The following is a 12,205-nucleotide window of genomic DNA, read 5'->3' as shown; positions in this document are numbered from 1 at the left end:
GTGCGGCGCGAAAAGAAAGGGGGCGACGGTATGGAAGAACAAATGATGGATAAACGTTTACATATTAAAACAATAGGTGTCAGGGAGTGGGCACATCAATCCTCCCATTATAATCGCTATGAAGCGACCCCCTATGAAATGCTGGATTATTTATTTGCCCAGCACGATCTTCTGAAAGAGGGCAGCCTGATTGACTTTGGGTGCGGTAAAGGCCGTGTTCCTTTTTATATAAATCATCTTTTTTCGCTCGACACAGTAGGCATCGAAATGAATAGCGTGCTGCATCAAGACGCGATGACCAATTTGATGGACTATGGGCAGGCATTCCCGAAACGGTACGGTTCCATCTCGTTTGAATGCTGTAAGGCAGAGCACTATATCATTCCCTCGGATGCTGTTACTTTCTATTTTTTTAATCCCTTTTCTTTGGAGATTTTTCGTTCGGTCATTCAGCGTATTTTGAAATCTGCGGAGAATACGCCGCGTGCAATGGAAGTAATTTTATATTATCCGACTGATGAATACGTGTATTTTTTACATCATCATCCATTGTTTGAAAAGACCGCGGAGATTCCAATTACCCATCTGCAGGTACACGATAAAGCAGAGCGGTTTTTAGTGTACACATATAAACAGCCCTGATCGGCGCGGATCAGGGCTGAAGTCTATATGCGGGCAGGAGTGCCGAATCGCCGGCCCATCCAAAATATTAACTCCATCAGCAGTGCGGCTAAAATTCCAACGAGTAAACCGCTTGAGAGGAGCGGCTGCACGAGTTCGGGCATTTGAGAAAATACAGCAGCGGGCAATGTCATGATGGATAAACCGAGCAATGAAGGCAATGCGACACGGTAGATCGTTTTAGGCTCAAATGTTAACCCTTCCACATTGCGCAGCGCAGAACGGAATAATTGTAAATAGGCTACGAATAATACGGTATTTCCTACGCTTTGAGGAATAGTAGAGAAAAAGGCACTTAACGGCGGGACGAGCCCGAGAATAATGAATAATAGTGAGCCGATGAAGAACGGTGCTTTATCCTTTATTCCGCTGGACTGCAGAAAACCAATTGACGACGCGTAAGGTGCATAAGGGACGAGACCGAGGGCGCCTGCTCCCACATTTAATCCGCCTGTAATAAAGAAAGAAGTTTTGTATTGTGATTTCGTTGTTTCTTTTTCAAAAATATCTTCTGCGCCTTTAAGCGTGGCAATAGTATTTGTTGTATTCAGCAGTCCTGTAATTACTACGGTAATGACGATACCGATCTCAAGCGTCGGTTCACCCCATGGGAACCACTGAATGAAAGGAGTTGTTTTAATCGTTTCTGCAGCCTCCGCAGGGAAAATTAGCACGGCACTGATCCATCCAACGGTCATGCCAATCAGCAGATTCAGGCTGCTGACGATTCCTTTCCCTTTAACATGCACGAGAATGGTCAATCCCGCCAATGCAAATGAGAACAGCGTTTTCGACGGGCTGATATATTCCCCGTCATTAAGACCAATCATACCTTTTAAGAAAATAGTAATTAACTGATTCGCCAGTAATAACAGAAAGACAAACATGACAGCGGGTGTGAACCACTTCTTCAATATTTCTCCCATGCCGAGCATCCCCAAGAACGCTACAAGTGCGCCTGAAATCATAGCCCCCACTGCGATGCTTCCGCCGACCGCCGTCAAACTTAAGCCCATCGCACTGGCGGTTCCAGCCAAACTGAGAACGACACCCCACCATAAACCAGATTGACCTTCCATCAAGGCCAGCCGATGCCCAAATATACCTTGCAGTAAGCATGCAATCCCTGTGTATATAAATGAGCGCTGTATCGCTGAAACGATTTCAATCTGTTCCAGTTCAAAGGCTGTACCGACTGAAATCGGAATGACTACAGTATTGGCAAACATAAAAAATAGCCATTGAAATCCTGCTAATGCGGTAATAGAGTGGCGCATCTGGTTAGTTCCCATCCATAAATCCCCCTTGAAAAACTCTGTGCTGACGTATGTCGAAAAAGTTCAAATATAGAGAGAACTATAGCACACTATTAATTGAAATAATAATATACTTATAAAATTGTTAAGAAAGATAGAGTTTTCTTCTGCGACAGTTAAAAGGGAGAACAGAAAAATAACCGCTCGCGATGTAAAAATAAACAGGGCTGCAACAGGAAGCCGTTGAATCCCAGCTTCTTGTACAGCCCTGTTTTTATAGCTCTGTTCTTTTTAATAACTCCAGCAACTGCCCGCAAGGCACAGGTCTGGAATATAAGAAGCCTTGCGCTTCATCGCAGGCCAGGGTTTTCAGAAACGCTGCCTGTTCGTCTGTTTCGACTCCCTCTGCGACCACACGCAAATGGAGATTTTTCGCCAAGTCAATAATCGCCTTGACAATTACCGAGTTCTTCGTCAAATCTCTTACGAACGACTGATCAATTTTTAGATGTGTAAGAGGGAATGTGCTTAAATAACTCAGTGAAGAATAGCCGGTTCCGAAGTCATCAATACTGATTTTAATGCCGATGTCCCGCAGCTGCTGCAGTATGTTTTGGCAATAGGTGACGTCGGACGTCATGCTCTCCGTGATTTCTATATTCAAGAACTGCGGCTGCAGCCCCGTTTTATGCAAGGTGTTTTTGACGTCTGCTACAAAGTTTGCGCTTTTAAATTGTCGAAGCGATACGTTGACGCTCATCAGCAAGGAAGTGTATCCCATGTCCTGCCACTCTTTTGCCTTTCTGCAGGCTGTTTCTAACACCCACAAGCCAATAGGCAGAATCATGCCCGTTTCTTCTGCAATCGGTATGAACCGGCCGGGTGAAACTAGGCCGCGCGTCGGATGCTGCCAGCGCACTAGTGCTTCTACACCTATTACTTTTCCTGTTTTAAATTCAAATTGAGGCTGGTAATGAAGGAATAATTCTTCCTTTTTAAGAACTTGTCTTAACTCCATCTCGATTAATGTCCGCTGCATCAGATCGTTATACAGTTCCTCTGTAAAGAATTGATACGTACTCTTACCAGATTGCTTAGCCAGATACATGGCAGAATCGGCATTTCTGATGAGTGTATCATAATGTGCTCCATCTTCAGGAAACATGCTGATGCCTATGCTTGGTGCGATGAATATTTCCAAATGATCGATGAGAAAGGACTTCGAGACTTCATCCACGATGCGCTGAGCAACCATTTTTGCCCCTTGTTTTGTAGTAGAGGAACAGAGTATGAGAAACTCGTCCCCGCTGAGCCGCCCGACTAAATCATTTTGACGGACAAGTGTCTGCAGGCGTGCGCCTACTGCCTTTAGCAATTGGTCCCCTATATAGTGCCCCATAGAATCATTAATATTTTTAAATCTGTCCAAATCCATGTAGAGCAAAGCGAAAGGCTGCTGATTATGCAGGCGGCTCTCAATCAAGTCTTCCACCGTCTGTTTTAATAATCGGCGGTTCGGCAATCCTGTCAGGTGATCGTGAAACGCCATATATTCGACTTGCCGTTCCGCTTCTTTACGATCGGTAATATCGATTGCGGTGCCGACGACTTCCACTACATTTTCCCCGTCAAAAATAGGGGAAAGATAAACTAGAAATGTATGGGACTGATACTGGATTTCAAACTGGGCAACACGGCCAAGCAGTGCGCCCAAGAGTTGACGTTTAATCGTAGACAAATTAAACTGTTTGTCAGCCGTCAATTGATTCAGTATATCTTTGTTGATTCCCAGTCTTTGCACCGCTTTACCTTCCAGCAATGTTATTTTGATTTGAAGATTTTCATCAAACGAATATTTGAAAATAGCATTTTGCAGATTTTTAACAGTCGTTGAAAAGTCATTTTTCACTGCCGTTTCAAGTGACTTTTCTGCGGCTTTGTGTGATGTCACGTCTTGTCTGATTGAAATATATTGAAATGGTTTTCCGTCAGATCCGATAAACGGAACAATCGTTGTATGGACCCAGTAATGGTTGCCGGACTTTGATTTATTCCGGATGACTCCGCGCCATACTTGTCCCGATTGAATCGTCGACCACATATTCTCAAAAAAACTTTTTGGATGTGTCCCTGAATTAACTACCCGATGTGTTTTCCCGATGAGCTCCTCACGCGAATATCCGGATAGTTTACAAAAATGGTCGTTAACATAGCTGATGACGCCTTGGGCATTCGTGATGACTACTACTGCCGCTTCATCAAGAGCATATTTAAAATTATGCAAGTCTGTTCGCGTTTTTGCGAATTCCTTTGAAACCAGTTTAGATCGTGTGACATCAATATCGAGCGATAAGTAATTTGTTAAATGACCTGCGGAGTCATAAATAGGCACGATGGTTATATCCAGCCAGTGCTCTGTATTGTTTTTGGATAAAATCCGCACAGATTCCTGATACACATTATCCCGGATGAAATGTTCTCTGAGCATATGAAGTGTCTTCTCGACGGAGAGCCCTCTGTTCAGCAGTTCCCAAGTGCTTCCTAGCAGCTCTTCTTCCTGGTAGCCTGTTAACTCACAGAAATTCTGATTCACATAGGTGAGATGACCGTTCAAGTCAATTAAGGATATGCAAAATTGTTCATCCAGCAGTTTTGATAGATGCGGATGGATGCTGGGGGCGTGTAACGGCATGATAGCACATCCTTTCTTTTGAGTGATTGTAAAAACAGCAAATTAGTTATATGGGAATTTTCGCATTGATGTTTTATATGAACATAATTAATAAGTCATGAAGCGTTTGAAATATTACTAATTATATCATATATAAGAGAGTTTTGAACTAGATCAAAAAAGAATATTATGTAGGTTTTTGGAAGTACCGTCAGCACATAAGGTTTATAAGAAGTAAAAGATATTGAGAAAGTATAAATTAAGGCTGCAGATGAGTGGAATTGGCGTTTTCACGAATACGCATTATGGTGTGGCCGCATGAGCCTCAGCATTCGATAGGTAGCCGGCAGATATAATTCCTTGTAATACTGAGCAGCAAAAGACCGAAGATCAGTCCCTGGCATTACTGGGCTGTCTTCGGTCCTCATCACAGCAGCTGTATGGAATATCGCTGCCTATCTTATCTTTTCGGCTGATAGTTCAATGTTTGAAACAGTTTTTTGCGTTCGGAATCCGTCAGCTCCCGCCATTCGCCGATCGCCAGGTCACCCAGCTCAATATTCAGGATCCGGACCCGCTGCAGCCGGCGGATATGATAGCCGAGCGCTGCACACATTCTGCGGATTTGGCGGTTTAAGCCCTGGGTCAGTATGATGGAAAATGTTTTAGGTCCGAGCTTCGTAACAGTGCAGGGTTTCGTTACGGTATCAAGAATTTTCACACCCGATTCCATCTGTTCAATGAAAGAAGAAGTGATCGGGCTGTCAACGGTCACGATATATTCCTTCTCGTGCCCATATTCTTCCCTTAGAATTTCATTGACGATATCTCCGTCATTCGTTAACAGCAACAGTCCGTCTGAATCTTTGTCGAGCCTTCCGATATGGAAAATCCGCAGCGGATGATTAACGAAATCCACGACATTTCCTTCGATGTGGCGCTCTGTTGTACTGGTGATTCCGACAGGCTTATTGAGTGCGATATAGACAAGCTGTTCTTCCTGCTCAACCAGTTTTCCGTCTACCTCCACTTGATCACCGGCTTCGACTTTGCTGCCGAGTTCCGCAAGCTCTCCGTTGATTTTGACACGGCCGTCGGCAATCCACTGGTCCGCGCCGCGCCTTGATACAATGCCCGCTCCGCTTAAAAATTTATTAATACGCATAATGACTCTCCTTCCGAACTTGTCACATTACATTAATTATAGCATTTTTGCCGTAAGAATTTGTTGACATTAAAGATTCTGCATATTAAGATAAATGTAATTACTAGACGGACAGAAGATTTCGGGAGCGAAGTCGTCCACGTTAGATGAGCAGAGTCAGCAGAGAAGAGAATAGCGAAAAGATCAGAATAAGAAGAGTAGCGATTGCACGTGCTTGCTAGAGAGTCAGTGGCGGGTGGGAACTGATACACGGCATTCGTGAATGGACTTATGGCAGCTGTTTTGTTTCAAAACAGACGTGTGCCTGCGTTAAGGGCAGTGTGAAAACACATAAAGTGGGAGTGCTCAGGCGCTTCAATTTGAGGTGGCAACGCGGTTATTTAATCGTCCTCTGCAACAGGCTGACTGGCTCTGTTTGCAGAGGACTTTTTTTATTTTCGGTATATGAAAGTCCGTGAAACAGTCCATATAGAAAAGGGGAATGAACATGATGACAGAGCAGAAGAATTTACGGGTGACCACACGAAAGATTGAAGGCGATTCACTGACGCCGATTTTGATTTTCAGGAGGCTGAAAGGAAAGCATAAGTTTCTCCTAGAAAGCTCTTCGCAGGCGGGCGGGTCAGGACGTTATTCATTCATTGGACTAAATCCCCAAAAGGCGTACCGCGGCCGTGATGGCGTTGTGGAAGAAATTGTCTATTCAACGAATAAAACGTATACGCATGAAGGTGACCTTTACACATTATTGAAGCGGCTGATGCCCCGTATTACGGAGGATGCAGGTTTCCCTTTCACGGGCGGAGCAGTCGGTTATGTCGGGTACGGTGCAGCGAGAAACGGTGAAATGCGCAGCGCTGATGACCTGAACATACCTGATGTTTACTTCAATATTTACGATACGATTGTTATTTATGATCATAAACTGCATGACGTCACGTTATTGCACACAGAAATCAATCCGGTATACGAAGCGCCTGACTTGGATGAAATTGAAGACATGATCATCAACGGATCAATCGGCAAAGAAGAAAGTGTTTCTATTTCTGACTACCGCTGTGCGATATCCAAGGAAGAGTTTGAGCGCAGGGTACAGATTGTCATCGATGCAATTAAAGAAGGTCAGGCGGAACAGGTCGTCCTGTCGCGCCGGCTCGAAGCAGATATTACGGGCGATCCATTTGCGTTATACCGTAAACTGCGCCGCCGCAATCCGTCGCCTTACATGTATTACATGGAGTTTGAAGATCATACGGTTATCGGCACATCGCCTGAAAGTCTCGTCAGCGTCACAGGAAACAAAGTATTGACGAATCCGATTGCGGGAACACGCAGAAGAGGCCGTGATGAAGCGGAAGATCAAGCGCTTGAAACGGAATTGCGAAATGATCCGAAAGAACTTTCCGAACACGACATGCTCGTCGAAGTAAGCAAAAAAGAACTGGGACAAATCTGTCGTCCGGAAACCATTGAAGTCGCAAACTATCTTGAGACGGTGCGCTATGAACACGTCATGCACTTGGTATCTGAAGTGGAAGGCGAGCTGGCTCCCGGGCTCCATGCACTGGATGCACTGAAAGCAACAATGCCGGCAGGAACAGTAACTGGATCACCAAAACCCGCAGCCATGGAAATCATTGATGAACTTGAAGATCAGCACCGTGGAATTTATGGAGGCGCAATCGGCTATATCGGACTGAACGGTAATATCGACTTTGCGCTGACAATCCGCACCATGCTTGTAAAAGAAGGGAAAGCCTACGTTCAGGCAGGTGCCGGCATAGTGGAAGCATCTGTTCCTTCATTAGAATATAAAGAAACATCCAATAAAGCGCGTTCCTTACTGGAAGCAACGGAAACAGTCAGCTGACTGTCAAGGAGCGGCTGACCAAAAGAAAACAGAAACGCAGTATGCAGATGAGAAGGGAAGAGACGAGTATGGAGAAATTCCTAAGTATAGTAGAGAAGCAGCGCCATCTCATGTATGAAGAGATGAGAGAAGCAGCTGAATTATTGTTTAATGAAGAAACAGATGAAGAGCTAATCGCACAATTCCTTATTGCCTTGTCAAAAAAAGGAGAAACTTCACATGAAGTAGCCGCACTGGCAGCTGTAATGAAATCTTACGCTAACGACTTGACACCAGCCGCTGCACGTTACTTAGATAACTGCGGAACAGGCGGGGATGGCGTGAACACATTTAACATCAGTACAACAGCAGCCTTCGTACTGGCGGGTGCGGGTGTCCAGGTTGCAAAACACGGAAACCGTAAAATATCCAGCGCAGCCGGCAGCCAAGATGTACTCGATGCACTCGGCATTCATACGGACTTTCAGCTTGCGGATATGCAGGAACTGCTTGAAGAACAAGGTATTGCGTTCTTATTTGCACCGGCTATTCATCCGAAAATGAAACGGATCGGAGCTATTCGAAATAAAATCGGCAAGACAACGATCTTCAACTTGGTCGGACCTCTGACAAATCCTGTATCACTGGAAACCCAGTTCACGGGCATCAACCGTCCGGACTTCATTATGGAATATGCATCTGTTCTGCGGATGCTTGGCCGCGAACGGGCTATCGTAGTAAGCGGAGCGGGCGGTATGGATGAGGCGTCGCTTGCAGGTCAGAATGAGTTTGTATTATTGGACCGGGGTGATCTAATTCCGTTTTCCTTGACCGCAGATGACGTAGGATTGGAATATGCGCCGCTGTCTGCGATTAGAGGCGGAGACGCAGTGGAAAATGCCGCAACGACCCGTTCGATTCTGGCAGGAGAACGCGGGCCGAAGTTTGACACGGTCGTGTTGAATGCGGGCATTGGTTTATTTGCCAACGGCCAAGCGGCAACGATACAAGAAGGCGTCAAGATGGCGACTGAAAGTATTTTGTCAGGGAAAGCTTTAGAAAAATTAGAAGCCGTCGTCGCGTTCAGCGATCGGATTCGGCAAGAGGCGGGTGTCAGATGACCATTTTAGATAAAATTATTGCACAGAAGAAAATAGAGGTAGATCAGTTAGTAAAGAATCATACAACATTTCCGGAAAGAGAAATTATACGGCCGTCACTGTATCGTACACTTCGAAAAGCCAGACAGCTTCAAGTCATTTCCGAAATGAAGCGTGCCTCTCCTTCCAAAGGATTGATTGCGGAAGGAGCAAACCCTGTAAGACAGGCGACTGCATATTATGAGGCGGGTGCTGCATGTATATCTGTACTCACTGACCGTGAATTTTTCAAGGGATCGTTTGAAGACTTGTCAGCTGTTGCAGACGCTGTTCCTATTGCGTTGTTATGTAAAGACTTCATCATTCATCAAATTCAAATTGACCAGGCGAAAAGTGCGGGTGCATCCGTCATTCTGCTGATTGTCGCTGCGCTTGACGACAAAACACTTGGCAGTCTCTACACGTATGCCAACGAACAGGGATTGGACGTACTGGTTGAAGTGCACAACGTGGAAGAACTGCACCGCGCACTGGCGATTGATGCAAAAATCATCGGAGTAAATAACCGGGATCTGCATACATTTGAGGTGGATCTCGCGCAGACGGAACTGGTTGCAGCACACTTCCCGTTTGATGAAGAGCGTGTGTTCATCAGTGAAAGCGGAATCTGGGGACCTGAAGATGCGAAACGTGCTGCAGAAGCAGGTGCCAGTGCAGTTCTGGTGGGAGAATCGCTGATGCGCAGTGATTCGGTAAAAGAAGCGCTGCAGGCGTTGCAAGTAGAGAAGAAAGTGATTCGTCCATGACAATAAAAGTGAAGATATGCGGCCTGACGCAGCCGGAACATGTGCGTGCAGCTGTTGAAGCAGGTGCGGATGCCATCGGTTTTGTATTTGCGCCAAGCCGCAGGGAAGTGACGGTTGAGCAGGCGCAGGAATTGGCGAAGCATATACCAGATTCGGTATGGAAAATTGGTGTGTTTACAGATGCATCAATGGAACAATTGCACAGGACGTTTAAAGAAGTGTCCCTCGATTACATCCAGTATCACGGAGACGAGACGCCGGCTTTCATTCAAGAGGTTGGATTGCCTTCCATTAAAGCGCTGGCTGTTGAAAATGAAGAAGACGCGGCCAGGGCGGCTTCATATGATGTAGATTATTATCTATTCGATACACCGGGCGTTGAGTATAAGGGCGGCAGCGGGAAAACGTTTGACTGGTCATTACTTGAAAATGCAGGTGTTTCAAAAGAACAAATTATTCTGGCTGGCGGCTTGCATGCAAGAAACGTGCAGGAAGCTGTCCGGCAAGTGAATCCATATATGGTGGATGTATCAAGTGGAGTGGAAATAGAAAAACAAAAAGACACAGAACGCATTCGGACATTTATCCATACAGCGAAGGGCAGGAGAAATCAAGATGACAACAGAAACTAAAGGACGTTACGGAAGATTTGGCGGACAATTCGTACCGGAAACGCTGATGACTGCATTGGCCGAATTAGAACAGGCTTATGAAGATGCGCAGCAAGATCCGGAGTTTTCAAAAGAACTGGATTATTATTTAAAAGAATATGTGGGCCGTGAAACGCCGTTATTTTTTGCGGAACGTCTGACGAAGCATGCGGGCGGCGCAAAGATCTATCTGAAGCGGGAAGATTTGAACCACACAGGTGCGCATAAAATTAATAACTCACTCGGTCAGGCACTGTTAGCTGCTCGTATGGGCAAGAAGAAAATTGTAGCGGAAACAGGAGCTGGACAGCATGGTGTCGCTACAGCAACGGCTTGTGCATTGCTCGGTCTGGAATGTGTAGTATTCATGGGGAAGGAAGATGTCCGCCGCCAGGAATTGAATGTTTTCCGTATGGAGCTGCTGGGTACAAAAGTTGTGTCTGTGGATAAAGGTGCGGGTACATTAAAAGATGCGGTCAATGAAGCGTTGCGTTACTGGGTTGCGAACGTGGAAGATACGCATTATATTCTTGGGTCCGCTCTTGGTCCGCATCCGTTTCCGCAAATTGTACGTGATTTTCAGCGTGTAATCGGTGATGAGACACGCCAGCAGATTCTGGCGCACGAAGGCCGTCTGCCGGATGCCGTTATCGCATGTATCGGCGGCGGAAGCAACGCAATCGGTATGTTCCATCCATTCGTTGACGATCAGGATGTAAAATTATATGGAGTAGAAGCGGCGGGAAGCGGCATTTCAACCGGCAAACATGCGGCCGCAATTGCGGGCAAACAAGAAGGCGTGCTGCACGGTGCATATATGTACGTACTGCAGGACGAGGATGGGTTCATTCAAGAAGCGCATTCAATCTCAGCGGGTCTGGATTATCCTGCGGTTGGGCCTGAGCATTGTTATTTACATGATATTAAACGGGTGAAATATGATTCCGTGACAGATCAGCAGGCACTTGAAGGAGTACAGCTGCTGTCCCGTGTGGAAGGAATTATTCCTGCCCTTGAAAGTGCGCATGCCGTGTATTATGCGGTGGAGCTGGCAAAAGAAATGAAAGAAGATGAAGTGCTCGTCATCTGCCTGTCCGGCCGCGGCGACAAGGATATGCAAACGGTGCGTGATGCGTTGGGAGGTCAATCAAAATGACGAAAAAACAAGTGACACAAGCAATTTTACAATGTAATGATCAGGGCGGTAAAGCATTCGTTCCTTACATCATGGCAGGCGACGGCGGATTGCAGACACTGAAAGAGAATATTCTTTTCTTACAGGAGGCGGGTGCAACAGCCATTGAAGTGGGAATTCCGTTTTCTGATCCGGTTGCAGACGGGGAAGTGATCCAGAAGGCTGGAGAGCGCGCTTTGGCAGAAGGCGTCACGCTGCGCAAAGTCATGAAAGAACTTGCTTCATTCAAAGACGAAGTTACTGTGCCTCTCGTTATTATGACGTATTTGAATCCTGTGCTGAGCTACGGTTTACAGGTGATTGCTGCAGACTGCGAAGCAAGCGGCGTTTATGGCCTTATCGTGCCCGATCTGCCGCTTGAAGAAAGCGATTTGCTGAAAGACGCGTTGAAAGACAGTGATGTGGCGTTAATTCAATTGGTTTCGCTAACGAGTCCTGCCGAGCGTATTGAGGCGATTGCCAAAGCGGCAGAGGGCTTCATTTATGCAGTGACTGTGAACGGTATAACAGGCGTTCGTTCTTCATTCACCGAAGGGCTAGAAGGTCACTTGGAGCGTTTGAAAGCAGCAAGTTCCGTTCCGGTTCTCGCAGGGTTCGGGATATCTACGCCGGAACACGTGCGATCTCTCGGTGCACTCGCTGATGGCGTAATCGTCGGGAGTGCCATCGTGCAGGCGCTTCATGAAGGTGACCGCGAAACGGTGCGTCATCTGATTGATGCATCAAAAAATCAAGTGCCAAATAGCTGACGACTGACCGAATAACTGATGAATTTCAGTTGTTCGGTTTTTTTGCGGATAAAACTATCCACAGGTAACGAATTGTGAATAAC

10 protein-coding genes and 1 other annotated feature are annotated in these 12,205 nt (G+C 46.0%); of the genes, 7 read left to right on the top strand and 3 right to left on the bottom strand.

From position 1 onward, the window contains the following. The first annotated feature begins 30 nt into the window (after positions 1 to 30). Positions 31 to 642, top strand: coding sequence for a hypothetical protein (locus tag SporoP37_RS08675; RefSeq protein ID WP_081243272.1), 612 nt, complete (start codon positions 31 to 33; stop codon positions 640 to 642). A gap of 23 nt (positions 643 to 665) precedes the next feature. On the opposite strand, the gene SporoP37_RS08670 is transcribed toward SporoP37_RS08675, so the two are convergent. From SporoP37_RS08670 to SporoP37_RS08660, 3 genes are all read right to left on the bottom strand, one after another. Continuing rightward, positions 666 to 1,973 (bottom strand): uracil/xanthine transporter, encoded by a 1,308-nt coding sequence (locus SporoP37_RS08670; protein ID WP_232329737.1) that lies wholly within the window; start codon positions 1,971 to 1,973, stop codon positions 666 to 668. Between the two features lie 238 nt (positions 1,974 to 2,211). Next, on the bottom strand, positions 2,212 to 4,629 hold the full coding sequence (locus SporoP37_RS08665; RefSeq protein WP_085430741.1) for a sensor domain-containing protein: 2,418 nt from the start codon (positions 4,627 to 4,629) through the stop codon (positions 2,212 to 2,214). Between the two features lie 439 nt (positions 4,630 to 5,068). Next, positions 5,069 to 5,773, bottom strand: a complete 705-nt coding sequence (locus SporoP37_RS08660) for a pseudouridine synthase (protein WP_081243270.1) — start codon at positions 5,771 to 5,773, stop codon at positions 5,069 to 5,071. Positions 5,774 to 5,948: 175 nt separating this feature from the next. Continuing rightward, positions 5,949 to 6,168, top strand: a binding site (T-box leader). Positions 6,169 to 6,263: 95 nt separating this feature from the next. Here SporoP37_RS08660 and SporoP37_RS08655 point away from each other — a divergent pair. The 6 genes from SporoP37_RS08655 (at position 6,264) to trpA (ending at position 12,122) form a co-directional block, all read left to right on the top strand. Then, positions 6,264 to 7,643 (top strand): anthranilate synthase component I family protein, encoded by a 1,380-nt coding sequence (locus SporoP37_RS08655; RefSeq protein WP_232329736.1) that lies wholly within the window; start codon positions 6,264 to 6,266, stop codon positions 7,641 to 7,643. A gap of 68 nt (positions 7,644 to 7,711) precedes the next feature. Continuing rightward, complete coding sequence (gene trpD / locus SporoP37_RS08650; protein ID WP_081243268.1) at positions 7,712 to 8,743, top strand: anthranilate phosphoribosyltransferase; 1,032 nt, start codon at positions 7,712 to 7,714, stop codon at positions 8,741 to 8,743. Beyond that, positions 8,740 to 9,528, top strand: a complete 789-nt coding sequence (gene trpC / locus SporoP37_RS08645; protein WP_085430739.1) for an indole-3-glycerol phosphate synthase TrpC — start codon at positions 8,740 to 8,742, stop codon at positions 9,526 to 9,528. The genes trpD and trpC overlap by 4 nt, the downstream gene beginning before the upstream one ends. Then, the gene (locus SporoP37_RS08640; protein ID WP_085430738.1) at positions 9,525 to 10,160 is read left to right on the top strand and encodes a phosphoribosylanthranilate isomerase; all 636 of its coding nucleotides are present in this window, start codon (positions 9,525 to 9,527) and stop codon (positions 10,158 to 10,160) included. The genes trpC and SporoP37_RS08640 overlap by 4 nt, the downstream gene beginning before the upstream one ends. Then, positions 10,144 to 11,334: a tryptophan synthase subunit beta gene (trpB, locus tag SporoP37_RS08635; RefSeq protein ID WP_081243265.1), complete on the top strand. Its 1,191-nt coding sequence runs from the start codon at positions 10,144 to 10,146 to the stop codon at positions 11,332 to 11,334. Before SporoP37_RS08640 ends, trpB begins: the two co-directional genes overlap by 17 nt. Next, positions 11,331 to 12,122 (top strand): tryptophan synthase subunit alpha, encoded by a 792-nt coding sequence (gene trpA / locus SporoP37_RS08630; protein WP_081243264.1) that lies wholly within the window; start codon positions 11,331 to 11,333, stop codon positions 12,120 to 12,122. The genes trpB and trpA overlap by 4 nt, the downstream gene beginning before the upstream one ends. Positions 12,123 to 12,205: the final 83 nt, after the last annotated feature.

It is taken from the genome of Sporosarcina sp. P37 (genome assembly GCF_002109365.1).
Taxonomy (GTDB): domain Bacteria; phylum Bacillota; class Bacilli; order Bacillales_A; family Planococcaceae; genus Sporosarcina.
This window is presented reverse-complemented; position numbering and strand designations above follow the sequence as displayed.